Source organism: Nonomuraea maritima (assembly GCF_900100395.1).
GTDB classification, from domain to species: domain Bacteria; phylum Actinomycetota; class Actinomycetes; order Streptosporangiales; family Streptosporangiaceae; genus Nonomuraea; species Nonomuraea maritima.
Window position 1 is genome coordinate 107,591 of sequence record NZ_FNFB01000020.1, and the last position, 22,991, is coordinate 130,581.

At 72.1% G+C, this 22,991-nt stretch carries 26 protein-coding genes and 1 pseudogene; 15 read left to right on the top strand and 12 right to left on the bottom strand.

What is annotated here, in order from left to right; all coding sequences use genetic code 11:
* Positions 1-2 precede the first annotated feature (2 nt).
* The 4 genes from BLR04_RS27060 to BLR04_RS27075 all read left to right on the top strand — a co-directional run bounded on the left by BLR04_RS27060 (position 3) and on the right by BLR04_RS27075 (position 3,312).
* A complete protein-coding gene (locus BLR04_RS27060) occupies positions 3-1,175 on the top strand; it encodes a sensor histidine kinase (protein ID WP_176903305.1) in 1,173 nt (390 codons plus the stop codon).
* 66 nt (positions 1,176-1,241) lie between these two features.
* Positions 1,242-2,006, top strand: a complete 765-nt coding sequence (locus BLR04_RS27065; protein WP_090770418.1) for an SDR family NAD(P)-dependent oxidoreductase — start codon at positions 1,242-1,244, stop codon at positions 2,004-2,006.
* A gap of 128 nt (positions 2,007-2,134) precedes the next feature.
* Positions 2,135-2,512 (top strand): ArsR/SmtB family transcription factor, encoded by a 378-nt coding sequence (locus BLR04_RS27070; protein ID WP_090770420.1) that lies wholly within the window; start codon positions 2,135-2,137, stop codon positions 2,510-2,512.
* A gap of 35 nt (positions 2,513-2,547) precedes the next feature.
* The gene (locus BLR04_RS27075; protein WP_090770487.1) at positions 2,548-3,312 is read left to right on the top strand and encodes a cation efflux transmembrane domain-containing protein; all 765 of its coding nucleotides are present in this window, start codon (positions 2,548-2,550) and stop codon (positions 3,310-3,312) included.
* On the opposite strand, the gene BLR04_RS40915 is transcribed toward BLR04_RS27075, so the two are convergent.
* Together BLR04_RS40915 and BLR04_RS27085 are read right to left on the bottom strand one after the other, a co-directional pair.
* Positions 3,269-4,186, bottom strand: coding sequence for a GNAT family N-acetyltransferase (locus tag BLR04_RS40915; protein ID WP_090770422.1), 918 nt, complete (start codon positions 4,184-4,186; stop codon positions 3,269-3,271). The two genes, BLR04_RS27075 and BLR04_RS40915, sit on opposite strands and share 44 nt — an antisense overlap.
* A gap of 172 nt (positions 4,187-4,358) precedes the next feature.
* Positions 4,359-4,859, bottom strand: a complete 501-nt coding sequence (locus BLR04_RS27085; RefSeq protein WP_090770423.1) for an SRPBCC family protein — start codon at positions 4,857-4,859, stop codon at positions 4,359-4,361.
* A gap of 152 nt (positions 4,860-5,011) precedes the next feature.
* On the opposite strand from BLR04_RS27085, the pseudogene BLR04_RS27090 reads away from it, so the two are divergent.
* A pseudogene (locus BLR04_RS27090) lies at positions 5,012-6,223 on the top strand (RNA-guided endonuclease InsQ/TnpB family protein); the annotation flags it as partial.
* A gap of 34 nt (positions 6,224-6,257) precedes the next feature.
* Here BLR04_RS27090 and BLR04_RS27095 read toward each other — a convergent pair.
* Positions 6,258-6,620 carry a metalloregulator ArsR/SmtB family transcription factor gene (locus BLR04_RS27095; RefSeq protein ID WP_090770425.1) on the bottom strand — a complete coding sequence of 121 codons (363 nt, stop codon included), beginning with the start codon at positions 6,618-6,620 and terminating at the stop codon, positions 6,258-6,260.
* Positions 6,621-6,804: 184 nt separating this feature from the next.
* Here BLR04_RS27095 and BLR04_RS42840 point away from each other — a divergent pair, with 184 nt between their 5' ends.
* The 5 genes from BLR04_RS42840 (at position 6,805) to BLR04_RS27115 (ending at position 11,326) form a co-directional block, all read left to right on the top strand.
* Entirely contained in the window at positions 6,805-6,918 is a 114-nt protein-coding gene (locus BLR04_RS42840; RefSeq protein WP_425413452.1) for a putative leader peptide, read from the top strand.
* Between the two features lie 69 nt (positions 6,919-6,987).
* Entirely contained in the window at positions 6,988-8,304 is a 1,317-nt protein-coding gene (locus BLR04_RS27100) for a dicarboxylate/amino acid:cation symporter (protein ID WP_245740571.1), read from the top strand.
* A gap of 390 nt (positions 8,305-8,694) precedes the next feature.
* Positions 8,695-9,603: an acetoacetate decarboxylase family protein gene (locus tag BLR04_RS27105; protein WP_218129186.1), complete on the top strand. Its 909-nt coding sequence runs from the start codon at positions 8,695-8,697 to the stop codon at positions 9,601-9,603.
* A 97-nt stretch (positions 9,604-9,700) separates the two neighbouring features.
* Entirely contained in the window at positions 9,701-10,261 is a 561-nt protein-coding gene (locus BLR04_RS27110; protein WP_090770431.1) for a hemerythrin domain-containing protein, read from the top strand.
* A 66-nt stretch (positions 10,262-10,327) separates the two neighbouring features.
* Positions 10,328-11,326, top strand: a complete 999-nt coding sequence (locus BLR04_RS27115; RefSeq protein ID WP_090770433.1) for an iron-containing redox enzyme family protein — start codon at positions 10,328-10,330, stop codon at positions 11,324-11,326.
* A gap of 935 nt (positions 11,327-12,261) precedes the next feature.
* Here the strand turns inward: BLR04_RS27115 and BLR04_RS42845 are convergent.
* Positions 12,262-12,477, bottom strand: a complete 216-nt coding sequence (locus BLR04_RS42845; RefSeq protein ID WP_090770435.1) for a CDGSH iron-sulfur domain-containing protein — start codon at positions 12,475-12,477, stop codon at positions 12,262-12,264.
* Positions 12,478-12,585: 108 nt separating this feature from the next.
* Between BLR04_RS42845 and BLR04_RS27130 the strand changes: the two genes are divergently transcribed.
* On the top strand, positions 12,586-13,026 hold the full coding sequence (locus tag BLR04_RS27130; RefSeq protein ID WP_090770437.1) for an STAS domain-containing protein: 441 nt from the start codon (positions 12,586-12,588) through the stop codon (positions 13,024-13,026).
* Positions 13,027-13,044: 18 nt separating this feature from the next.
* On the opposite strand, the gene BLR04_RS27135 is transcribed toward BLR04_RS27130, so the two are convergent.
* The 3 genes from BLR04_RS27135 to BLR04_RS27145 form a co-directional block, all read right to left on the bottom strand.
* A complete protein-coding gene (locus BLR04_RS27135) occupies positions 13,045-13,908 on the bottom strand; it encodes an SDR family oxidoreductase (protein ID WP_090770489.1) in 864 nt (287 codons plus the stop codon).
* Between the two features lie 36 nt (positions 13,909-13,944).
* Entirely contained in the window at positions 13,945-14,625 is a 681-nt protein-coding gene (locus BLR04_RS27140) for a hemerythrin domain-containing protein (RefSeq protein WP_090770439.1), read from the bottom strand.
* Positions 14,626-14,865: 240 nt separating this feature from the next.
* A complete protein-coding gene (locus tag BLR04_RS27145) occupies positions 14,866-15,813 on the bottom strand; it encodes a helix-turn-helix domain-containing protein (RefSeq protein WP_245740573.1) in 948 nt (315 codons plus the stop codon).
* Between the two features lie 68 nt (positions 15,814-15,881).
* Between BLR04_RS27145 and BLR04_RS27150 the strand changes: the two genes are divergently transcribed.
* Together BLR04_RS27150 and BLR04_RS27155 are read left to right on the top strand one after the other, a co-directional pair.
* Positions 15,882-16,949 (top strand): saccharopine dehydrogenase family protein, encoded by a 1,068-nt coding sequence (locus BLR04_RS27150; RefSeq protein WP_342672308.1) that lies wholly within the window; start codon positions 15,882-15,884, stop codon positions 16,947-16,949.
* 76 nt (positions 16,950-17,025) lie between these two features.
* Positions 17,026-17,271 carry a hypothetical protein gene (locus BLR04_RS27155; protein WP_090770445.1) on the top strand — a complete coding sequence of 82 codons (246 nt, stop codon included), beginning with the start codon at positions 17,026-17,028 and terminating at the stop codon, positions 17,269-17,271.
* Positions 17,272-17,275: 4 nt separating this feature from the next.
* Here BLR04_RS27155 and BLR04_RS27160 read toward each other — a convergent pair whose 3' ends face one another.
* Positions 17,276-18,322, bottom strand: coding sequence for an ABC transporter ATP-binding protein (locus BLR04_RS27160; RefSeq protein WP_090770447.1), 1,047 nt, complete (start codon positions 18,320-18,322; stop codon positions 17,276-17,278).
* The gene (locus tag BLR04_RS27165) at positions 18,304-19,131 is read right to left on the bottom strand and encodes an ABC transporter permease (RefSeq protein ID WP_245740575.1); all 828 of its coding nucleotides are present in this window, start codon (positions 19,129-19,131) and stop codon (positions 18,304-18,306) included. The genes BLR04_RS27160 and BLR04_RS27165 overlap by 19 nt, the downstream gene beginning before the upstream one ends.
* 136 nt (positions 19,132-19,267) lie before the next feature.
* On the opposite strand from BLR04_RS27165, the gene BLR04_RS27170 reads away from it, so the two are divergent.
* Both BLR04_RS27170 and BLR04_RS27175 read left to right on the top strand, forming a co-directional pair.
* Complete coding sequence (locus BLR04_RS27170; protein ID WP_090770450.1) at positions 19,268-19,846, top strand: TetR/AcrR family transcriptional regulator; 579 nt, start codon at positions 19,268-19,270, stop codon at positions 19,844-19,846.
* Between the two features lie 71 nt (positions 19,847-19,917).
* The gene (locus BLR04_RS27175) at positions 19,918-20,694 is read left to right on the top strand and encodes an oxidoreductase (RefSeq protein ID WP_090770491.1); all 777 of its coding nucleotides are present in this window, start codon (positions 19,918-19,920) and stop codon (positions 20,692-20,694) included.
* Between the two features lies 1 nt (position 20,695).
* Here BLR04_RS27175 and BLR04_RS27180 read toward each other — a convergent pair whose 3' ends face one another.
* From BLR04_RS27180 to BLR04_RS27190, 3 genes are all read right to left on the bottom strand, one after another.
* A complete protein-coding gene (locus tag BLR04_RS27180) occupies positions 20,696-21,346 on the bottom strand; it encodes a response regulator (protein ID WP_090770453.1) in 651 nt (216 codons plus the stop codon).
* Positions 21,343-22,458 (bottom strand): sensor histidine kinase, encoded by a 1,116-nt coding sequence (locus BLR04_RS27185; RefSeq protein ID WP_090770455.1) that lies wholly within the window; start codon positions 22,456-22,458, stop codon positions 21,343-21,345. Before BLR04_RS27185 ends, BLR04_RS27180 begins: the two co-directional genes overlap by 4 nt.
* 225 nt (positions 22,459-22,683) lie before the next feature.
* Positions 22,684-22,991 (bottom strand): transposase (locus BLR04_RS27190; RefSeq protein WP_143022151.1); only part of this gene is annotated, 308 nt, incomplete at its 5' end.

A 22,991-nucleotide genomic window follows, 5' to 3' on the forward strand; every position in this document is an offset into this window, starting at 1 on the left:
ACATGATGCACATCAACCACGCCGCCCTGCTCACAGCCGTGTCGGCACCGTGCCTGGTCATGACGATGGACATGATCATCGTGGCCGTCAACCAGGCGTACCTCGACCTGTGCGGGCACCGGCGCGAAGAGGTGCTGGGCCGGTACGCGTCCGACCTGTTCCCCCGTGACCGCGTGGGTTCCGGTGAGGGACCGCTGGTTCCCGCCCGTCAGGTGGCGGCGCCGCAGCGGTACGGCGGGACCGCGTTCCGCTCCCTCGGCGTCCCCGTCACGAACCAGGCGGTGGTGCTGTTCGTCCCGCACGCGCAGGACGTCCAGGACGTCCTCCGGACGCCGTCACCCCGCACGCCCGCCGCGCGCGGGCCGGGGACGCGCGACGAGACCAGAACCGCCATGGACGCGCGACCCAACGCCCGCGACGAGACCAGAACCGCCATGGAGGCGCGGCTCAGCGCGCGCGCCGCGATGATCCGGCGGCTGAAGGAGCAGCTGCGGGCCGCCGACAGCCAGGCGGTCCGGCTGCTGGACCGCCAGCGCCAGTTCGCCACCGACGCCTCGCACGAGCTGCGCACGCCGCTCGCGGCGCTGCGCGTGGAGGTCGAGGAGGCGCAGCTGCACTCGGACGACGTCGACCTGCCCCGCCTGCTGCACCACGTGACGGACGGCATCGACCGGCTGGAGAGCATCATCGACGACCTGCTCCTGCTGGCCACGATCGAGTCGGGGGCCGACAGGACCCAGGACGACCTCGACCTGACCAGCGTGGTCGCGTCGGTGGCGGCCCGGCTGCCCGACAGCCTCGACGTCCGCCTCGACCTCGAACCCGCCGTGACGGTGGCGGCCGCCTTTCCGCAGCTCACCCGCCTGATCGCCAACCTGCTGGACAACGCCCGACGGCACGCCGCCCACCGGCTCACGATCTCGCTGCGCCGCTCTGACGGCCAGGCGGTGCTGACCGTCGACGACGACGGGGAGGGCATCTCGCCCGCCGACCGGGAGCGGGTGTTCCAGCGGTTCGTCCGCCTGGACTCCGCGCGCAGCCGCGACCGCGGGGGCGCCGGCCTCGGGCTGGCCATCGCCCGCGACATCGCCGAGGCCCACCAGGGCAGCCTGCACGTCGAGGACGCGGCCGGCGGCGGCGCCCGCTTCGTCCTCCGCCTACCCCTCATCCACTGACCAACCACGAACCTCAACCACCGGGCCCGGCTACGGGGCTCGACCACCGATTCGAAGGAATGTGACATGACCACCGTCTACACCGCCCGCCTGCAGGACCAGGTCGCGATCGTGACCGGAGCCGGGTCCGGCATCGGCCGCGCCGCCGCGATCGCGCTGGCCCGTGCCGGGGCGCGCGTGCTCGGCGTCGGACGCCGCGCCGACGCCCTGGAGCAGACCGCCGCCCAGCACCCCGCCATCGCCATCCTCCCCGCCGACATCACCGCCGACGGCGTCCCGTACGCGGTCGTCGAGGCGGCCGTCGAACGCTGGGGGCGGGTGGACGTCCTGGTCAACAACGCGGGCGCGACGGCCGTCATGCCGCTCGCCGAGACGGACGCCCGCCGCGTGTCCGACCTGTTCGCGCTGAACGTCACCGCGCCCAGCCTGCTCGCGCACGCGGCGCTGCCGCAGCTGCGCGCCAACCGCGGCGCGATCGTCAACGTCTCCAGCACGTTCGGCCACCGGCCGCTGCCGAGCGCCGCCCACTACGCCGCCACGAAGGCCGCCGTGGAGCAGCTCACGCGCAGCTGGGCGCTGGAGCTCTCGTCCGACGGCATCCGCGTCAACGCCGTCGCGCCCGGCCCCACCGAGAGCGAGGCGCTGATCGCCGCCGGCCTGCCGAGCGAGGTCGTCGAGCAGATCAAGCAGGACGAGGCCGCCAGCATCCCGCTCGGCCGCCGCGGCTTCCCCGACGAGGTCGCCACATGGATCGTCCACTTCGCCGACCCGGCCGCCACCTGGATCACCGGCCAGGTCCTCCCCGTGGACGGCGGCCTCAACCTCGTCTGACCGGGTGCTCCGAACGGACGCTCCGACCAGGCGCTTCGAACGGGCTCGGCGAACGCTCGGAACAGGCGCTCTTGGCGGGTACCGGGCGCGGCCTGGTCGGCATGCCGCGATCGGGCTATCATCGCGTTATGACGATGAATTCTGAGGGCGGCCGGTGTGTCAGCGCCGACATCGCCGCCGGTGTGTCCCCGGCGGCGGCGCTGTTCCACTCGCTCGCCGACGAGACGCGGCTGCGCATCGTGCAGCGCCTCGCGCGCGGCGAGGCGCGGGTGGTCGACCTGACCGGCGAGCTCGGGCTGGCCCAGTCGACGGTGTCCAAGCACCTCGCCTGCCTGCGCGACTGCGGGCTGGTCACCTACCGGGCCGAGGGGCGGCAGTCGTTCTACAGCCTCACCCGTCCCGAGCTCATGGACCTCCTCGCCTCCGCCGAGCAGTTGCTGGCCGCCACCGGCCGGCCCGTGGTCCTGTGGCCCACCCGCCCAACCACCCAGGAGCCGGCGTCGTGACGGACCCCGCACCAGCACCGGCACCCCGTCCGACGCTGCGGCGCCGTACGGCACTCCAGCAGACGGCGGCTGCGCAGCGGCGGGCGGTGCTGCAGCGGCGGATTCGGCTTCTGGTCGCCGTGACGATCACGTACAACGTGGCCGAGGCGGTGGTGGCCGTCAGCTCCGGCGTGATCGCCTCGTCGGCGGCGCTCGTCGGCTTCGGGCTCGACTCGGTGGTCGAGGTCGCCTCCGCCGCCGCGGTGGCGTGGCAGTTCTCGACGTCCGATCATGAACGCCGCGAGCGGGCGGCGCTGCGCGTCATCGCGGTGTCCTTCTACGCGCTGGCCGCGTACGTGAGCGTCGACGCCGTGCGGGCGCTGCTCGGCGCGGGTCAGGCCGAGCACTCCACGCCCGGTCTGGTCCTCGCCGCACTGTCGCTGCTGGTCATGCCGTTCCTGTCGTACGCGCAGCGGCGCACCGGCCGGGAGCTGGGCTCGGCCTCCGCCGTGGCCGACTCCAAGCAGACACTGCTGTGCACCTACCTGTCGGCCGTGCTGCTGGCGGGACTCGCCCTCAACAGCCTGTTCGGCTGGTCGTGGGCCGACCCGATCGCCGCCCTGGTGATCGCCGCGATCGCCGCCAAAGAAGGCCACGCCACCTGGCACGGCACCCCCTGCTGCACCCCCACCACTCCCCGCACCCCCGCCTCCACCGCCGACGCCTGCTGCACCTCCGCCACCGGTGGTTGCACCCCCGCCCCGACCGGAGCGGCGGTCAGCCCAGGTCTGGGTGGGGGGCGTAGCGGTCGGGGTGGATGAGGGAGAGGGCGCGGTCGTCCGCCATGAAGGTGTCGTGGTCGCCGATGCGCCACCCGGCCTGCATCAGCGGCAGGACGAGCGGGTTCACTCCCGGTAGCGCGATGCGGGCCGTCGCCGCACCGGTGGTCTCGCTCGCTGCGGCGAGCGTGCCGAGCACCGCGTCCGCGCAGTCCTGCGGCGTGTCGCCCCCGGCCGGGCCGATCAGGATCTCGCTCCCGATCGGCCGCGCGAAGGCGTAGCCACGGCCGGTCGTGTACGGCGTCACGCCCGACGTGCGGGCGTACCAGGCGAGGGTGTCGGGCCGCGCTCCGCCCGCGGCGCGCGCGTCGAGGTCGGCGACGTCCTCAGGACGCACCTCCCGGACCGGCGAGCCAGGAGTCGCGGCGGGAGGCCCGGCCCGGTGCACGCCAGGCGGTGCGGTGGAAGGCCAGGTGGGAGGCGTGGTGGCCGGGCCGTGGAGGTAGAGGAGTGGGCACCAGGCGCGTAGTCCGTGCCGCAGGTAGAGGCCCATCGCGCGCGGGTCCGAGGAGGCGAACGTGACCTTCGGCCCGTCGCCTGCCAGCAGCTCCGCCAGGAGGGCGCGGCCGACTCCGGACGACTGCCGCTCGCGCAGCACGAACAGGTCGCCGAGGTGGGTGACGGAGCCCCGGCGCAGCGTGCCGCCGAAACCGTGGGCCCGGCCGTCCGCGCTCGGGGCGAGAAGGAGCGTGCCGAAGAGCCGCTCGGCGTCGAGGAAGTCGGGAGTCGCGGGCCATCCCTTCAACAGCCCGAACCGCTCGGCCACCGCCCGCACGGCAGGCATGTCACTCTCCGCCGCCGCCCGTACAGCGGGCACGCCGTTCTCGGCCGTCCTCGGCACATCGTTCTCCGTCACACCGCCCCCTGCCCGAGGCCTTCGACCGTACCGCGCCCCCGTGGCCACGTTCGTGCTGGTCAGCGAGGGGAGGCAGAGCCAAGACCCTCGAACAGGGCCGGCCCGAGGGGCGCTCCGGCCGGGGGCGCCCCTTCGTCCGGCGAAGGGCGGCGGCCCTCCTGGAGCGAGCACCTCACGCCCGGGCGGCCAGCTCGACGTAGTAGGGCTTCATCGCGGGGTAGTAGGCGTCGAAGTCGGGCGCGGGCGAGCCGTCGCGCGCGGCCACGAGCAGGTCGAGGTAGTACTCCCAGCCCGGGCCGACCTCGCCGATCTCCTCCTCGGTGTCGAGGTGCTGGACGAACCGCAGCCGCGTCACCCCGTCAGCCTCGGACAGCAGCATCTCGAGGCGCCAGGTGCCGTATTCGTCGGACGCCGACAGGGCCAGCCGCCGTGGCGGTTCGCACGCGTCGATGCGCATGTCGAGCCACGGCTTCTCGTCCTCGAACACCATCTGCACCTTGATCGTGCCGCCGGGCGCGGCGTCGCCCTCCCACGGCCCGAACCAGCGGGCCGTGCTCTCGGGCTCGGTGAGGCTCTCCCAGACGTCCTCGACGGAGGCGCGGAACGAGCGGGTCAGGACGAGATCGCTGCCGGTTCCGGTACGGAACAGCTCGCCGGTAGGGGGACGGCTCATCAGATACCTCCGAGGAAACCCCCGCCTTCAGGCGGGGAAAGGAAGTCGGACCCCTGCGGAGCAGGACAGGGGCAGGTGATTCGCCGCCAGGCGAACCGCCGTTTCGAACAAACACACGATTCTTGAACTGATCGCGCCGTAGGATGTGCGGCGTGGCGCAGCTGGTGAAGCGGGCCTACAAGTACCGTTTCCACCCGACTCCCGAGCAGGCCGAGGAGCTTGCCCGGACGTTCGGCTGCGTGCGCCTCGTCTACAACAAAGCCCTGGAAGAGCGCACCCGCGCCTACACCCTCGAAGGGCGACGCGTCTCCTACGTGGAGTCGTCCGCGCGTCTGACGGAGTGGAAGCGCAGCGGAGAGTTCGCCTTCCTGTCCGAGGTGTCGTCGGTCCCTCTTCAGCAGGCGCTGCGGCATCTTCAGGCGGGGTTCGCGAACTTCTTCGCCAAGCGCGCCAAGTATCCGACGTTCAAGAGCAGAAAGAAGTCGCGCCTGTCGGCGGAGTACACGCGGTCGGCGTTCCGCTGGCGGGAGGGCCGGTTGACGCTGGCGAAGATGGATGCTCCGCTGGCGATCGTGTGGTCGCGTCCTCTTCCTGAGGGTGCGGAGCCGTCCACGGTCACCGTGTCGAAGGACGCGGCGGGTCGCTGGTTCGTGTCGATGCTGGTCGAAGAGAAGATCAGTCCGCTGCCGCCCGTCGTGTCGAACGTGGGGATCGATGCCGGGATCACGGCGCTGGCCACGCTGTCCACTGGCGAGAAGATCGTCAACCCTCGTCACGAGCGTCGTGACCGGCGAAGGCTCGCCAAGGCGCAGCGTGCACTCGCCCGTAAGGAGAAGGGGTCGAACAACCGTGCCAAAGCCCGGCGCACGGTGGCCCGCGTCTACGCCCGGATCACCGATCGCAGAAGGGACCACCTGCACAAGGTCACGACACGGCTTGTTCGCGAGAACTGTGAGGATGAGGGTGTGCCGCTTCGAGCCCCGGCTTGACCCGCGCGAGAACAGACCATGGTCAAGAACCACTCGCTGGCCCGCGCCATCTCCGACGCCTCCTGGCGGGAGCTGCGGTCCATGCTGGAGTACAAGGCGCGGTGGTACGGGCGGACCGTGGTGGCGGTTGACCGCTGGCTCCCGTCGTCGAAGCTGTGCTCGGCGTGCGGTGCTCTGCAAGACAGGATGCCGTTGAACATCCGCGAATGGACATGTGCCTGTGGTGCCGTCCATGACCGGGACGTGAACGCGGCCAAGAACGTGCTCGCCACCGGGCCGGCGGAGAGCTGAAACGCCTGTGGAGCTGGTGTAAGACCTCAACGGAGACCTCCGAGCGGGCAACTGGCTGTGAAGCAGGAAGGCCCACGGGCGACCGTGGGAATCCCCCTCCTTCAGGAGGGGGAGGATGTCAAGCGGTGTTCTCCTTGGCTTCGTCGGCCGCACCGCGCGCACGGCGCCGGCGGCGGGTCCGGTAGACCTCTGTCTCCAGCGCGTCGAGGCGCTGCTCCCAGCCGTGCGGCTGGACGAACTGGGCGAGCCACGCGGAAAGCTGGGTGAACTGCCGGGCGTCGAGCTCGTAGAGCCGCTGCCTGCCGACCAGCTCATCGCGGACGAGCCCGCTCTGTCTGAGCACGCGAAGGTGGCGGCTCACTGCCGGCCTGCTGATCCGGAAGCGCCCGGCGATCTCCCCCGCCGAGAGCCGCCCGTCACGCAGCATGACCAGGATCTCCCGGCGTACCGGGTCGGCGATGGCCCCCACCACGTCATCCACACCAGAAAGCGTAACCATCAGGTTACGCGTTTGTCGACAGGATCCACCGGACGCCGACCGAAGCTCGTTGACACCTCGATGCGCACACCACGACAGGTGAGAGGCCCCGGTTGACAACCGTGCTCAACCGGACGGATCACGATAAGTCTTGATTGTGAGGTAGATCACTTCTATCGTCGGGAATATGGGCTCCTCCGTGCGACTTACGCCCGCTGTGAGGTTTTCTCTGGTTTCTGTGTGGCTCGTTGAGCGGCTGCACATCGATCTTTGCCGTGTGACCGGCTCCAGCTGTCGCTGATCGCGCTGACGTAAGCGCTCCATCACCACCCTCTCCTCACCCACCCCCCTTCGCATGCCCTCCTTCGGCATGCCGTTTTTCGGAGCCAACATCATCGTGAAAAGATTCTCGTTCTCCCTGCAGCTGCTGCTGGGCCTGGTCGTCGGCGCCCTGCTGGGCTTCGCCGCCCGCATCTGGGACCTCGCCTGGCTGGGCAGCACTCTCACCGAGGTCGGAGCCATCTTCGTCCAGCTGCTGAAGCTGGCCGTGCCGCCGCTGGTCTTCACCGCCGTCGTGGTCAGCGTCGCCAACCTCCGCAACGTCAACGGCGCGGCCAGGCTGGCGAGCAAGACCCTGCTCTGGTTCCTCGCCACCGGGCTCATCGCCGTCATCATCGGCCTCGGCCTCGGCCTGATCCTCAACCCCGGCCAGGGCGTCACCCTGAGCACCGAGGGCGTCAAGGCGCCCGAGCACGTCGGTTCGTGGGTCGACTTCCTCACCGGCATCATCCCGACGAACATCGTCACCGCGTTCACGGAGCTGAACGTCCTCCAGATCGTCTTCCTGGGGGTCGTCCTGGGCGCGGCGGCCCTGGCGATCGGCGAGAAGGCCGAACCGTTCCTCACCTTCAGCCGCTCGATCCTCGAACTGGTGCAGAAGGCGCTGTGGTGGGTCATCCGCCTCGCCCCGATCGGCACCGCCGGCCTGATCGGCAAGTCGGTCACGAACTACGGATGGGACCTGCTCGCCCCGCTCGCGAAGTTCAGCCTCGGCGTCTACGTCGGCTGCTTCATCGTGCTGCTCGCCGTCTACCCGACGCTGCTCGCGCTGGTCGGCAAGGTCAACCCGATCACGTTCTTCCGTAACGCGTGGCCCGCGATCGAGCTGGCCTTCGTCTCCCGCTCGTCGGTCGGCACGCTGCCGCTGACGCAGAAGGTCACGATCGACCGACTCGGCGTCGACCGCGACTACGCCTCCTTCGCCGTGCCGTTCGGCGCGACCACCAAGATGGACGGCTGCGCCTCGGTCTACCCGGCGCTGGCGGCGATCTTCGTGGCGCAGGTGTTCAACATCCCGCTCGGGATCGGCGAGTACCTGCTCATCGCGTTCGTCTCCGTGGTCGGCTCGGCGGCGACGGCCGGTCTGACCGGTGCGACCGTCATGCTCACGCTGACGCTGAGCACGCTGGGGCTGCCGCTCGAGGGCGTCGGCCTGCTGCTGGCGATCGACCCGATCCTCGACATGATCCGTACGGCCACCAACGTGGCCGGGCAGATCGTGGTGCCGGTGCTCGTCGCGCGCGGTGAGAACCGCATCGACGAAGCGGTGCTCAACGCTCCCCCGCAGCCGCTCGACGAGTCCCCGGCGACCGCGCCGCGCCCGACCGCCGAACCGGCCGTCGCATGACCCGTACGAACCGGCGGAACTAGACAGCGGAGCGGGCGCCCCTCGGGAGGAAGGGCGCCCGCTCTGTCTTTCCGGCCCTCCTCACGAGACCGGAAGGCCCTGGCGACCGGTACCGGCCGTTTCGGACATCGCTCACGCTACGCCGCCCCGATGATCAGTTCTGTGCAGAAAGACCCATAAGGCCGCCTTGTGTGCATTAGTACGCACATCCAGGGACAACTCCCAGCACGGCCGGGACACGTCCGCCGGCCGCCCGAAGCGGTAAAAGGGCATAGAAGCCAGGCGGTGCGGCTGCTCGAATGATCTTCGCGCGCGGGCTGTCCTGCTGAGGCGTCCGGCCCGCGCGCCTGCGGACGACCGCAGCCGTCTACGAGCCAGTGAAGGATGCACGTGGAACAGAACCAGCTTGGCCGGCGCAGTCTGATCGCCGGCGGGCTTGCCGGTATCGCCGCCACCGCGGTGGCCTCCCCCGCGTCGGCCGCCACGAGTGACGGGCCCGCGCAGGTGCAGGAGCGACTGCGCGGCTACACCCTGCCGCTCAGCCCGCGCGGAGTGGCGAACGTGGTGTCGGCGCCCCCGTGGCACTACGCGGGCGACGTCGTCGGTGTGGAGTTCTGGACCTCCGCCGACGCGGCCGCGGCGAGCCTTCCCACCGGGCTGACCCCTGACCCGTCGTCCTCCGGACACGGGTACGCGTTGTTCATCGACTGGCAGTTCACCGGCGAGCACGACGAGCACCTCGACCCGGTGCGCAGCCTGTACAGCGAGTTCCTGGTGCTCCTGGACGCGTACTGGAAGGACACCCCCGTCGCCTGGTGTCCCTACATCTACGTCGACAACGACGCGGCACTGGCGCGGGGCTGGGTTCAGGGCTTCCCGAAGAAGCTGGGCTCCGTGCACCAGACGCGGGCCTTCCCCGTCCCCGGCAAGGCGGCGCCGATCGTGGGCCCGGGCGGCACGTTCGCCGCCAGCCTGTCGGCCGCCGGGCGACGCCTCGCGGAGGCGCAGGTCACGCTGCAGCAGACGTCGAACACGCTGCCCGCGCTCGGCCGCCCCATCGTCAACCTGCGGCACTTCCCGCGCCTGACGGCGGGCCGGCACGACGACCCGGCCGTGCACGAACTCACCATGTCGATCCTGGACGATCCCAAGGTGGCGGGCACCTGGACCGGCTCCGGCAGGCTGAGCTTCCTGCCCGCCCCCGGTGAGGAACTGGCCGATCTGAAGATCGTACGCACCGGGATCGGCTTCCGCGGCTCCCTGTCGTACAGCGTGACCGACCTGCGCATCCTCGACTGACGTTTCGGGCCTGCTCACCGGGCATGAGGACATCCGGCCCGCCGGCGCCACTCGGCGCCGGCGGCCACCATTCCGCGAGCATGGCGAGGAGTCCGGTGTGAGCGAACAGCAGGATGTGGTCGAGGTCCTGGTCACCGACCACCGCGAGGTCGAGGGGATGTTCGGCGAGCTGGAGCGGATGACCGGCCGGTACGACGAGAAGGTCAAGCTGCTCGCCGAACAGGTGGTCATCGAGCTGGTACGGCACGCCGTGGCCGAGGAGGCGTACCTCTATCCGGCCGTGCGCGAGCACGTGCCCGGCGGCGATCCGCTCGCCGACAAGGAGCTCGCCGAGCACGCCGAGGCCGAACGGACCATGAAGAAGCTGGAGGAGCTGCAGCCGGACGACGAGGCGTTCTGGCCGACGATGGACCGGCTGATGGCCGAGATCCGGCAGCACGTCCGCGACGAGGAGAACGACCTGTTCCCGCGGCTGCGGCAGGCGTGCTCCGAGGAGCAGCTGAAGGAGCTGGGCGAGAAGATCCAGCGGGCCAAGAAGACGGCACCCACGCGTCCGCACCCCTCCGCGCCGGACGAACCGCCGGCCAACAAGCTGCTGGCCCCGGGAGCCGGGCTGGTGGACCGCCTGCGCGACGTCCTCACCGGCCGGGGCCGCTGAGGCTGTTAAACGTGCATCGGCACGGGCAGCCCGCCAGCGTATGACTCATGGTCACTGGAGGATGTGATGCGGCTGCCGCCGGCCCGCGGTCCGATCACCGAGGCCCTGTTCGGAACGCTGGAAGGCCCGCCGGGGGCCACGCCGCTGGACGCCGCCGTCGCGGCGCTCGGCGCGGACTTCGACAACGAGGACACGCAACTGGCCCTGTTCGCCTGCTACGAGCTGCACTACCAGGGTTTCGACGACGTGGACGACCGCTGGGAGTGGGACCCGGAGCTGCTGACCCTCCGGGCCTCCCTCGAACGGCGCTTCGAGCGGTACCTCGCGGCGGTCGTCCCGCATACCGAGAGCGTCGAGCCGTCCCTCGTGCGGGCGGCGCTGGTGGCGCTGACCGAGGCGGACGAGGGGCCGCCGCTGTCGCTGTTCCTGCAGCGCGAGGCCGACCTGGACCACTTCCGCGAGTTCGTCACGCACCGGTCGATCTACCACCTGAAGGAGGCCGACCCGCACACGTGGGCCATCCCGCGCCTCAGCGGCGCGCCGAAGGCCGCGCTCGTGGAGATCCAGTCCGACGAGTACGGCGGCGGCCGGCGCGAGCGCATGCACTCCGAGCTGTTCCGCACCACGATGCGCGGTCTCGGCCTGGACGACTCGTACGGCGCCTACCTGCACCGCGTGCCCGGCGTGACGCTGGCCGTCTCCAACGTGATGTCGCTGTTCGGCCTGCACCGCAGGTGGCGCGGCGCGCTGCTCGGTCACCTGGCGGCGCTGGAGATGACGTCCTCGCTGCCCAACCGCCGCTACGCCACGGGGCTGCGCCGGCTCGGCATCGAGCCCGCCGTCGTGCGCTTCTACGACGAGCACGTCCAGGCGGACGCCGCGCACGAGCAGATCGCCGCGAACGACATGTGCGGGCAGTTCGCGGCCGCCTTCCCTGAGTGCACGGGCGACATCCTGTACGGCGCCGCGTGCGCGCTGGAACTCGAACGCCGCTGGGCCGAACACGTGCTGGGCCACTGGCGGCGCGGCACCGACTCCCTGCTCCCGCGCCGCGTCCCGGCATGAACGGCCCCCCGCTGGATCTCGACTACGTGCTGCCGTTGCGCTGGACCGACGACCGCGGGCTCGACGAGCTGACCGCGTACCTGAACTGGCTCAGCCGCCACGCGCGGGTGATCGTCGTGGACGGGAGCCCGGCCGAGCTGTTCGTGCGGCACGCCCGCCGCTGGTGGGGCGTCGTCCGGCATGTCCGCCCGGGGGACGAGCTGCGCTGCGCCAACGGCAAGGTCGCGGGCGTGACGACCGGGCTGCGGCTCGCGACCGGCGACCGGGTGGTCATCGCCGACGACGACGTCCGCTACGACGCGGCGGGGCTGGCCGCCGTGCACGCCCTGCTGGGGGCCCACGAGCTGGTCAGGCCGCAGAACTACTTCGCGCCGCTGCCCTGGCACGCCCGCTGGGACACCGCGCGCACGCTGCTCAACCGCGGCCTAGGCGGCGACTACCCGGGGACGTTCGGCGTCCGGCGCGGGTTCTTCCTGCGCATCGGCGGCTACGACGGCGACGTCCTGTTCGAGAACCTGGAGCTGATCCGCACCGTCCGCGTACACGGCGGGCGCGAGGCGCGCCCGCTCGGTCTGTACGTCAGGCGGCTGCCGTGCGACACGCGCCGCTTCTGGTCGCAGCGGGTCCGCCAGGCCTACGACGACCTCGCGCAACCGGCCAGGATGGCGGTGTTCCTCGCCGTGCTGCCCGCGCTGTCGTTCGTACGGCGGCCCCGCACGGTGCTGGCCGCGTCCGTCGCGGCGGTCGCGCTGGCCGAGACGGGGCGGCGGCGGGCCGGTGGGCGGCGGGTCTTCCCCGCCTCGGCGGCGCTGCTCGCGCCCGTGTGGCTGCTGGAGCGCGCCGCCTGCAGCTGGCTGGCGCTCGGAGCGGCCCTGGCCGGCGGGGTGCCGTACGCGGGCGGCCGGATCCGCCTGGCCGCCCATTCCGTCCGCTCGCTACGCCGGCGGGTCGGGCCGGCTGGGGGCGCGGAATCCGGCGGTCTTGTGCGAACCATCGCAGAACGGCTTGACCGACGACAGACCGCACCGGCACAGCGCGACCGTCGCCCGGCCGGCGTCGATCAGCTCGCCGTCCTCGGTGCGCAGCTCGAAAGGCCCGCGTAGGAGCAGCGGGCCGTCCTCGCAAGGGGTCACGGTGACCACATCTCTCATGCGTCACCTCCTGCCCCACCAGGCGGCCGTCAGCCCGGTTCGAGCCGTTTACTTCGCTCACCGAGGGTATGGGCGGACCGAGCACGCGTGGAGGAGGCGTAGCACCCGATGCCGTCGCTGGACATGCGCCACCAGCACCACACCGGCGTGACCGTGATCACGCTGGCGGGAGAGCTCGACCTGAGCGGCTGCGCCCGGTTGGGCGACTACATCGCCGAGGTCCGCCAGACGCCCGCCGACCACCTCGTCTTCGACATGGGCGAGGTCACGTTCGTCGACAGCCACGGGCTGCGCGTGCTCCTGGACGCCTACACCTTCGCCCAGGAGCACGGCGGCACCGTCCACCTGACCGCGCTGCGGGGGCTGCCCGCCCACCTCGTCGAGATCACCGGCATCGGCGACCACGTGCGCCTGCACACCAGCACCGAGATCGCCCTGGCGGCCATCTCCGTCATGCCCGACTTACCGCCGCCGGCCGGTGCCGTCGCCGGTGTCCCTGAGCCCGCGCTCCACGACCAGGCGGACGGCGGGACGCGGCGGGCGCGCTGAGCGGCCCGCCACGCCGGATCAGCCGGGCAGCGTCTCCCCGCCGATCGGGGCCAGCACCTCGCCCGTGTAGTACGACGACAGCCGCTCCGCCGCGAAGAACACGTACGAGGGCGCGATCTCGTCGGGGTCGGCGGCCCGCCGCATCGGCACCTGCTCGCCGAAGTGCTCCACCTTCTCCTGCGGCATGGTCGCCGGGATCAACGGCGTCCACACCGGTCCTGGAGCGACCGCGTTCACCCGGATCCCCCGCTCGACCAGGCTCTGCGCCATCGAGTACGTGAAGGCGTTGATGGCGCCCTTGGTGGCGGCGTAGTCGATGAGCGTCCTGTTGCCGCGCAGGCCGTTGATCGACGACGTGTTGATGATCGCCGACCCTTCCCGCAGGTGGGGCAGGGCCGCCTTGGTGACGCGGAAGTAGCTGTGGATGTTCACCGCGAACGTGTGCTCCCACTGCTCGTCGCTCAGCTCCTCCAGCGAGTCGACCGGCGCCTGGTAGGCCACGTTGTTGACGACGATGTCGAGCCCGCCCAGCTCGGCGACCGTCCGCTCGACCACGGACGCGCACACCTCGCTGTCGGCCAGGTCTCCGGGCAGCAGCACGCACCGCCGCCCGGCCGCCTCCACCAGCTTCGCGGTGTGGCGCGCGTCGTCGTGCTCGCTCAGGTAGGCGATGGCGACGTCGGCCCCCTCCTTGGCGAAGGCCACGGCCACCGCGCGGCCGATCCCCGAGTCGCCGCCGGTGACCAGGGCCCGTTTGTCCTTCAGCAGGCCGCTGCCGGGGTAGTCGCGCATCTCGTCCCGCGGTTCCGGGGTCATCTCCCCCGTACGGCCCGGGTAGGGCTGTCGCTGCGCGGGAGGCGTGGTGTCCGATTGCTCAGGCATGGCCATCGACGTGCCCCCGTTCCTGGCCGGCTAACGTCAGGTGAGCACGCGCGGGGGCATCGCGGTGCCGTACAGCTTCTGGGCGTAGGACGCGTACGCCGCGACGGACAGGTCTCTGATGACCAGCCGCAGGTCGGCGGGCAGGGCGGCGATGACGCCGTCGATCGTCTCCAGATCTGACTCGTACATGAGCATGCCGACGATGACGGGTACCGCGTCGGGCGGGTTGTGCGCGATGCCCTCCTTGCCCGCGCGCGCGTACTCCTCCCTGCTCAGATGGCGTTCGATGAGCGGGACGACCCGCTCCTCCTCCAGGCTGAGGTGCGTCTCCAGCACCGGCACCAGCTCGTCGAGCGCCCTGGCGACCGCGGCCCTGGCCCTGGCGGAGGCGTCCTCACGCCAGGCGGCCAGCGCCATGTTCAGCCGTACGTAGCCGTGGTGGATGCGCGTGTGCTGCTCCTCCATGACCAGCACGATCGGCGCGAGCTCCGCCCCCACCCGTTCCAGCAGCAGGGGCCAGAGGTACTTGTCCTCGGCCGTGTGGTGGCCGTGCAGCACGTGGTTCAGCAGCGCGATGTGGTCGGCGACGACCGTGGCACGGTGCAGGTCGCCGACCCGCGCGGCGCGGACCAGGTCGGGCGTGTTCCCGTATTCGCGGCGGAACATGGTGTGCATCGCGAACATGTCGCGCGTGTCGGCGAGACGTCCCTGTCTCATGCTGAGTCTTCCCCCGATGACTTCGGCGCCGGCCGGCTCGGTGGCGGACCTGGTTCCCGGTCAGGTCGGCCCCGGACGGCACGCTTTCTTCAGTTCGCGCGGGTGGCGGCACCCGCCCCGCGGTTCCCCCCGGAGAACCACGAGCCACGCAGGGCGGACCTTACGCGGGATGCCACACACCGGGCAAGCGCCACGAATCGGGAAATCGTCCCTACGACGCGCTGACCCGGCATCGACGGCTCAGGCGCGGAACGTCCGCCGGTAGGCGTCCGGCGGCACGCCGACCGCGCGGTGGAAGTGACGGCGCAGCGTCGTCGCCGTGCCCATGCCCGCCGCCGCGGCTATGACGTCGACACTGTCCTCCGTGGTCTCCAGCAGCTCCTGCGCGCGGCGGATCCGCTGCGTCAGCAGCCACTGCAGCGGCGTCGTGCCGGTCACCGAGCGGAAGTGGCGGGCCAGGTGGCGCGAGCTCATGTTCGCCTGGCGCGCCAGGTCCTCCACGGTGAGCGGCTCGTCCAGCCGCGCCATCACCCAGGGGAGCAGTGCGCCCAGCGGATGGCCGTCCTGGGCGGGCACCGGCGTGGTGACGTACTGGGCCTGGCCGCCCGCCCGGTGCGGCGGCACGACGAGGCGGCGCGCCACCACGTTCGCGACGGCCGAGCCGTGGTCGCGGCGGACCAGGTGCAGGCACAGGTCCAGCGCGGCGGCCTTGCCGGCGGACGACAGCACGCTGCCGTTGTCGACGTAGAGCACGTCCGGATCGACCTCCACCCGCGGATAGCGCGCGGCCAGCTGCCCGGTGTGGGCCCAGTGCGTCGTGGCGCGCAGCCCGTCGAGCAGGCCGGCGGCGGCGAGCACGAACACGCCCGTGCACAGGGAGGCGACCCGCGCGCCCGCCTCGTGCGCCGCGCGCACCGCCGCGACCAGGTCGGCCGGCGGGTCCTCGTCCACGTCGGCCAGGGCGGGCACGATCACGGTGCCGGCGTCCGCCAGCCGGTCGAGCCCGAAGTCGGGCTCGATCACGAACCGGCCGATCCGCACGGGGTGCTCGCCGCACACCCGCACGTCGTACCAGGGGGCCGGCACCGCGTCCGGGGCGGATCCGAAGATCTCGTACGCGAGGGACAGCTCGAAGTGCAGCATCCCGTCGGTGGCGGCGACGGCGACGGAACGCGACGCAGGGGTCATGTCCGGAATTGTACGGGTCATGTCGTTCCAGACACTGGGCGTCGCCCGGCAATCAGGACAGCATTCCCGTGTCACAACATTTCGAGCAGGTGGGAGCGGGCATGGGAGCGGGTCAGAAAGTCGCGGTGTTCGGCGCGTACGGGCACACCGGGCGGTTCGTGGCCACGGAGTTACGCGAGCGTGGCCACGTCCCGCTGCTGCTCGGCCGCGACCTCGACAAGCTGCTGGCGATGGCACGGGAAGGCATGGAGTCGCGGCAGGCGTCGGTCGACGACCCGGCCTCGCTCGACCGGGCCCTGGTGGGGGCCGCGGCGGTGGTCAACTGTGCCGGGCCGTTCGCCGCGACGGCCGGCCCGGTGGTCGAGGCGGCGCTGCGGGCCGGCATCCCGTACGTGGACGTGGCGGCCGAGATCGAGGCGAACGTCGACACCTTCGCCCACTTCGCCGAGCCGGCCCGCGCCCGAGGCGGCGTGGTGGTCCCCGCGATGGCCTTCTACGGCGGCCTCGGCGACCTGCTCGTCACCACCGCGATGGGCGACTGGACGGCCGCGGACGAGGCGCACGTCGCCTACGGCCTCAGCAGCTGGCACCCGACCGCCGGGACGGTCGCCTCGGGCGTGGTCTCGGGGCAGCGGCGGGCCGGCCGCCGCGTCCGCCACACCGGCGGGCGGCTGCAGTACCACGACGACGCCCTGCCCACCCTGGAGTGGCGCTTCCCCGCCCCGCTCGGCCCGCAGCGCGTCATCGGCGAGTTCACCATGGCGGACGTCGTCACCGTGCCCAGCCACCTGGCCGTCCCCGAGGTGCGTACGTACATGACCGCCAACGCGGCCGCGGACCTGTCCGCCCCGAACGCGGCGTCGCCGGCCGCCGTCGACGAGCGCGGGCGTTCCGCGCAGACGTTCGTGGTCGACGTGCTCGTCCGCTCCGGCGGGGCCGAACGCCGCCTGTCCGCCTCCGGCCAGGACATCTACGCCATCAGCGCACCCCTCGCGGTGGAGGCCGTCGAGCGCGTCCTGTCCGGCAGGGTCAGGGCCACCGGCGTGGTGTCCGCGGGGGCGGCCTTCGACGCCCCCGACTTCCTCCGCGCGCTGTCCCCGCACCTCTCGCTGCACATCCCGGCCGGAGCGGTGTGAGGCACACCCATCGGAAGATCGATAACGCGGGCGAGTAATGTCGACATGACGACCCGCGGCTTCTGAGGACGGTGGGGTGAAGCGCGACCACGCACGTGCCGACGGCTCGGCCCGCGACGGGTCCGCGCCCAACGCCATCTGCGTCGGAGGGCCCTGCGACCGCATGCTCACCCGCATCCACCAGGACGTCGGCTGCGTGCAGGTGCCGTCCCGCGCCGACGGGCCGCCCCGCAACGTCACCTACCGGATCACCTCAGGACGCCTGCACCACCCGTCGAGCGAGGTCCCGTTCACGGTGCTGGTCTGGAGCGGCGCCGGATAGGCGCTCACGTCGGGTACGCCTGCGTCTCGGTGGCCTTGACCGACGCCCAGACCGTCCGGCCAGGGGTCAGGTCAAGGTCGGCGACCGCGGCGGGCGTGATGTCGGCGAACGCCGGGATCGGTCCGTCGAGATGCACCCGTACGTTGTCGCCGTGCCGTTCGACGCCCTCGACGCGCGCCCGCCACACGTTGCGCGGGCTGCCGTCCGGCCGGGAGCGGTAGAGCGCCACGGCCGACGGCGGGAAGGCGACGAACGCGGGCCCCTCCACCGGGTTGGCGGTGCTCATCAGCAGCTCGCCGACCTTCACCCGCGGCCCGTCGGCGACGCCCCGGTACAGGTTGAGCCCCACCAGCCGGGCCACGTAGTCGGTACGCGGCCGGCGGGCCACCTCGGCGGGCGTGCCCTGCTGGACGATCGCCCCCTGCTCGACGACGACCAGCCGGTCGGCCAGCACCATCGCGTCCAGCGGGTCGTGCGTGACGAGGACGGTCGCGCCGTCGAACTCCGCCAGGTGCCGGCGCAGCCCCGCGCGGACCTCCAGCCGGGTGTGGGCGTCGAGCGCGGCGAGCGGCTCGTCGAGCAGCAGCAGCCGGGGCCGTACGGCGAGCGCGCGGGCCAGCGCGACCCGCTGCGCCTGGCCACCGGACAGCCGCCGGGGCTTGGCCGCCGCGTGGTCCGCGAGGCCGACGCGGTCGAGCAGGCCGGCCGCGACGCGGCGGGCCTCGGCCTTGGGCACGCCCCGGCAGCGCGGTCCGAAGGCGACGTTGTCGAGCGCCGACAGGTGCGGGAAGAGCAGGTAGTCCTGGAACACCATGCCGATGGGACGCCCCTCGGCGGGCAGGGTGTGCAGCGGCCGCCCGTCGAGGTCGATCCGTCCCGCGCTCATCGTCACGAGCCCGGCGAGGGCGCGCAGCGCGGTGGTCTTGCCCGCGCCGTTGGGGCCGAGCAGGGCGACGACCTCGCCCGGCGCGACGCGCAGCGCGATGTCGAGGGTGAACGCGGGCCTGGTGACGACCAGGTGGGCGTCGAGCGTCACGGCGCGGCCACCCATCGGTCGCGCAGACTGGCCAGGACGACGACCGAGACCGCCAGCAGCACCAGGCTGAGCACGATGGCGGCCTCAGGGTCGGTCTCCAGCGCCAGGTAGACGGCGAGCGGCATCGTCCGGGTGGTTCCGGGGAAGTTGCCGGCGAAGGTGATCGTCGCGCCGAACTCGCCCAGGGCCCGCGCCCAGCACAGCACCGCCCCTGCCACCACCCCCGGCATGATCAGCGGCAGCGTGACCCGCCGGAAGACCGTCCAGCGTCCTGCGCCCAGCGTGGCCGCCGCCTCCTCGTACCTGCGGTCGGCTGCGCGCAGCGCCCCCTCCACGCTGATCACCAGGAACGGCATCGCGACGAACGCCTCCGCGACGACCACGCCCAGGGTGGTGAACGGCAACGTCACGCCGAACGTGCTCTCCAGCCATTCACCGACCAGGCCGCGGCGGCCCAGCACCAGCAGCAGCGCCACGCCGCCGACCACCGGGGGCAGCACCAGCGGCACGGTGACGAGCGCGCGCACCAGCCGCCGTCCGGGGAACGACACCCGCGCGAGCAGCCACGCGAGCGGCACGCCGAGCAGCAGGCACACCGCGGTCGCGACGGTCGCGCACACGAGCGACAGCCGCAGCGCCTCCAGCACCTGCGGCTCGGTCAGCCGTTCAGGCAGCGTCGCCCACGGCGCCCTGACCAGCAGCCCGGCCAGCGGCAGCACCAGGAACACCAGCCCGGCCACCGCGGGCACGACCAGCACCCACGGCAGCCGCCCGGCCACCTCGCGCCCCGCCCGGTCGCGGCGGTCGGACGAAGATCTCGCCACAACCCTCACCATACTCGGCGCACATTCCACCCTGAAACCCCGAATGTCCCAGCATCAGCGCGGCAACCCGGCTTCGACTCCTGGCATCCACGGACGATTTGTACCTACAGGTCAAAATGATGGTAGCGTCGATGGCGTGGGAAGGGCCAAACAGTTCGATCCGAAGGTCGCCGTCGAGCGGGCCATGCAGGTGTTCTGGCGCAAGGGGTACGGCGGCACGACGCCGCAGGACCTCGTGGACGCGCTGGGCATCGGCAAGGGCAGCCTCTACAACGCCTTCGGCAGCAAGCACCGCCTGTTCGAGGCGGCGCTGGAGTGCTACCGCGACAAGGAGACGGCGACGCTCGTCGCCATGCTGGAGGAGCCGGGCCCGGTGAAGGAGCGGCTGCGCCGGGCGCTGACCCGGCTGGCGGAGACCGACCTCGCCGACCCCGACCACCGGGGCTGCCTGGCGGTGAACACCGCCGCCGAGTTCGGCAGGTCGGACGAGAGCGCGGTCCGGCTCGTACGCCGCATGTTCGACCGTACGGAGGACGCGTTCCGCGCCGCGATCGAGGAGGGGCAGCGCGCGGGTGAGATCAGGCCTGATCGTGACCCCCGGGCGATCGGGAGCCTGCTGCTCAACACGGTGGTGGGGCTGCGCGTGCTCGCCAGGGTCGCCGACGGCCCGGAACGCCTCTCCCTCGTGATCGACGGGGTCATCGACACGCTCTGAACCACCGCCGCCGGGCGGTGGGCCTTCCCATGCCCATATTTTGTACCTGAAGTTCAAGAAAAGGTGTGATCATGCAGCTCAACCTCGGCTCCAAGACGGCCGTCGTCACCGGCGCCGGCCGCGGCATCGGCCTGGCCACCGTCCTGACCCTCCTCGACGAGGGCGTACGGGTCGTCGGCGCCTCGCGTACCGTCACCCCAGAACTCAAGGACAGCGGAGCGGTCGCGGTCGCGGCCGACCTCACCACCCCCGAAGGCGTCAACGCCGTCGTCGGCGCCGCGCTCGACGAGCTCGGCGGCATCGACCTGCTCGTGAACAACGTCGGAGGCGTCGACGAGCCGCACACCTTCCTGGAGACGGACGACGAGGTGTGGGCGGCGGTCTTCGACCTCAACTTCCACAGCGCCGTACGCACCACCAGGGCCGCCCTGCCCAGCCTGATCGAGCGGAAGGGCTCGGTGGTGAACGTCTCATCCATCAACGCCAGGCTGCCCGCCCTGGCGCCCGCCGCCTACAGCGCGGCCAAGGCGGCACTGACCACGCTCGGCAAGTCGCTCGCCGAGGAGTTCGGCCCCCAGGGCGTGCGGGTCAACACCGTCAGCCCCGGTCCTGTCCGTACCGCCATCTGGGAGGACCCGCGGGGGTTCGGCGGCAAGGTGGCCGCGCGGGCCGGGGTCGGGCACGCCGCGTTCCTCGACGGCGTCCCCGAGGCGCTCGGCGTCACCACCGGCCGCATCACCGAACCCCACGAGGTGGCCGCGCTCATCGCCTTCCTGCTGTCCGACGTCGCCGGCAACATCACCGGCGCCGACCACGTCATCGACGGCGGCACGGTCAAGACCGTCTGACTCAGGGGACGGACACCAGGCCCGACTCGTACGCGATGACCACGAGCTGGGCGCGGTCGCGGACGCGCAGTTTGGCCATCGCGCGGTTGACGTGGGTCTTCGCTGTCGGCGCGCTGATCGCCATGCGCGCCGCGATCTGGTCGTTGGACAGCCCCTGCGCGACCAGGGTGACGGCCTCGCGTTCGCGGTTGGTCAGCTCGGCCAGGCCCGCGCCGGTGTGCCGGGGCTGGGTGACGTACCGGTCGATCAGCCTGCGGGTGATCGACGGCGCGAGCAGGGCGTCGCCCCGCGCGGCCACGCGTACGGCGTGCAGGAAGTCCTCCGGCACGACGTCCTTGACGAGGAACCCTGCCGCACCGGCGCGCAGCGCGTCGAAGACGTACTCGTCCATGCCGTAGTTGGTGAGGATGACGACGTGCACCCCGGCCAGGGCCGGGTCGGCGGCGATACGCCGGGTCGCCTCGATGCCGTCGACGCCCGGCATCTGGACGTCGATGAGCGCGACGTCCGGCAGCAGCTGCCTGGCCAGGGCCACGCCCTCCTCACCGTCGGCGGCCTCGGCCACCACCTCGATGTCGTCCTCCAGGTCGAGGAGCGCGCGGAACCCGCTGCGGATGAGCGCCTGGTCGTCGACCAGCAGGACGCGGATCACGGGGTGCGCTCCACGGGCAGCTCGGCCTCGACGGTGAAGCCGCCCTCGGCACGCGGCTCCGCCCGCAGGCGACCCCCGAGGGCGGTGACCCGCTCGCGCATGCCGGTCAGCCCGACGCCGGGCACCGGGACACTGTCGGGCCCGGCGCTGCCGTCGTCCTCGACGCGCACCGCGAGGGTGCCTGGCCGGTAGTCGATCCGGACGGACGCGCTCGCCGCGGCGGCGTGCCGGGTGATGTTGGTGAGCGACTCCTGGACGATCCGGTAGACGGTCCGGTCGACCGCGGCCGGCACGTCGGGCCGCCGTCCACGGACGGTGAGGGTCGCGTCGAGGCCGGTCGTCCTGGCCCGGTCCACCAGCTCGGTCACGTGGTCGAGCCCGCGCGGCGGGGACGTGTCGTCGTCGCGCAGCGCCTCCAGGGTCGCACGCAGCTCCCTGGCCGCCTCACGTGCGGCCTCCTGGATCGCGAGCAGCGCCTCCGGCACCTCCTCGCCGCGTTTGCGGGCGACGTGCACGGCGACCTCCGCCTGCAGCTTGACGATCGAGATCTGGTGGGTGAGCGAGTCGTGCAGCTCCCGCGCGATGTGCAGCCGCTCCTCGTCGGCCCGGCGCCGCGCGGTCTCCTCGCGGGTGCGCTCGGCCTCCTCCGCGCGCCGCTCCGCCTGCCGCAGCGCCTCACCGGCCGCGCCGGCCGCGATCAGCCAGGCCAGTTCGAGCGCGCCGCGCGCCTGCGCGAACGCCTCGCCCGTGTCGTGCAGGCCCGACACCAGGGCCGCCGGCGGCAGCAGCGCCAGCATGACGAGGCTCGCCCCCACCGTGACGGCGCGGTGTCCCGCCCGGACGGCGGCATACACCGCGAACAGGTACGCGACGGCGGGCACGTCGAAGCCGGCCGCCTGGTACCCGGCCGCGCACAGCCCGGTGACGACCAGGACCGGCACCGGCGCCCGGCGGCGCGCGACCAGGGCCAGACCGCCGCCCGCGAGCAGCGCGTATCCGACCAGGTCGAGGGGCGTTCCGTGGTGCTGCCCTGACAGCCCCGTCACGACCAGGGCCGCCGCCACTCCGACGGCGATCACCCAGTCGAGTACGACCGCCCGCGCTGCCTTCATGGGCGAACCATAACCGGAGATCTCGCGCGGGCGAATCCCGCGTACGGATGACCGTCCGCCTACCGCGGACGCGGTACTCGCCATGCTCCTGCCGCGGCCGCGGCAGCCGGCGACAGTGGCGGCCGCAGCGCGGATTCCCGCCGCGAGGCCGACGACGGGCGGCGGGCCTGACGGACATGATCGGGCGGTGTCCCCCTCGTGAAAGACATCCCAGGAGCGTAGATGTCAAGCCGCAACGAACTCTGCGTGATGCGACCAGGCGGTCGTCTCGTCGTAGAGGGTGCCGGTTTTGAGGCATCCGTGCAGGATGCCGACGAGCCGGTTGGCGACCTGACGCAGGGCGGCGTTGTGACTGGAGCCGCGGGCTCGTTGCCGGTCGTAGTAGGCCCGCGCGCCGGGCGAGAGCCTCAGTGCGCTGAAGGCCTGGGTAAGCAGGGCGTCGATGAGCCGGTCGTTGTGGATGAACCGGGCCAGGGCGACCTTCTTCTTGCCCGACGCGCGAGTGATCGGGGAGGTCCCGGCGTAGTTCTTAC

What these genes read in the sequence shown, in the direction of transcription:
- BLR04_RS27060 (WP_176903305.1), top strand. Translation starts at nt 3, where the DNA reads ATGATGCACATCAACCACGCCGCCCTGCTCACAGCCGTGTCGGCACCG.
- BLR04_RS27065 (WP_090770418.1), top strand. Translation starts at nt 1,242, where the DNA reads ATGACCACCGTCTACACCGCCCGCCTGCAGGACCAGGTCGCGATCGTG.
- BLR04_RS27070 (WP_090770420.1), top strand. Translation starts at nt 2,135, where the DNA reads ATGACGATGAATTCTGAGGGCGGCCGGTGTGTCAGCGCCGACATCGCC.
- BLR04_RS27085 (WP_090770423.1), bottom strand. Translation starts at nt 4,859, where the DNA reads ATGAGCCGTCCCCCTACCGGCGAGCTGTTCCGTACCGGAACCGGCAGC.
- BLR04_RS42840 (WP_425413452.1), top strand. Translation starts at nt 6,805, where the DNA reads ATGGGCTCCTCCGTGCGACTTACGCCCGCTGTGAGGTTTTCTCTGGTT.
- BLR04_RS27100 (WP_245740571.1), top strand. Translation starts at nt 6,988, where the DNA reads ATGCCGTTTTTCGGAGCCAACATCATCGTGAAAAGATTCTCGTTCTCC.
- BLR04_RS27115 (WP_090770433.1), top strand. Translation starts at nt 10,328, where the DNA reads ATGCGGCTGCCGCCGGCCCGCGGTCCGATCACCGAGGCCCTGTTCGGA.
- BLR04_RS42845 (WP_090770435.1), bottom strand. Translation starts at nt 12,477, where the DNA reads ATGAGAGATGTGGTCACCGTGACCCCTTGCGAGGACGGCCCGCTGCTC.
- BLR04_RS27130 (WP_090770437.1), top strand. Translation starts at nt 12,586, where the DNA reads ATGCCGTCGCTGGACATGCGCCACCAGCACCACACCGGCGTGACCGTG.
- BLR04_RS27135 (WP_090770489.1), bottom strand. Translation starts at nt 13,908, where the DNA reads ATGCCTGAGCAATCGGACACCACGCCTCCCGCGCAGCGACAGCCCTAC.
- BLR04_RS27140 (WP_090770439.1), bottom strand. Translation starts at nt 14,625, where the DNA reads ATGAGACAGGGACGTCTCGCCGACACGCGCGACATGTTCGCGATGCAC.
- BLR04_RS27145 (WP_245740573.1), bottom strand. Translation starts at nt 15,813, where the DNA reads ATGACCCCTGCGTCGCGTTCCGTCGCCGTCGCCGCCACCGACGGGATG.
- BLR04_RS27160 (WP_090770447.1), bottom strand. Translation starts at nt 18,322, where the DNA reads ATGGGTGGCCGCGCCGTGACGCTCGACGCCCACCTGGTCGTCACCAGG.
- BLR04_RS27175 (WP_090770491.1), top strand. Translation starts at nt 19,918, where the DNA reads ATGCAGCTCAACCTCGGCTCCAAGACGGCCGTCGTCACCGGCGCCGGC.
- BLR04_RS27185 (WP_090770455.1), bottom strand. Translation starts at nt 22,458, where the DNA reads ATGAAGGCAGCGCGGGCGGTCGTACTCGACTGGGTGATCGCCGTCGGA.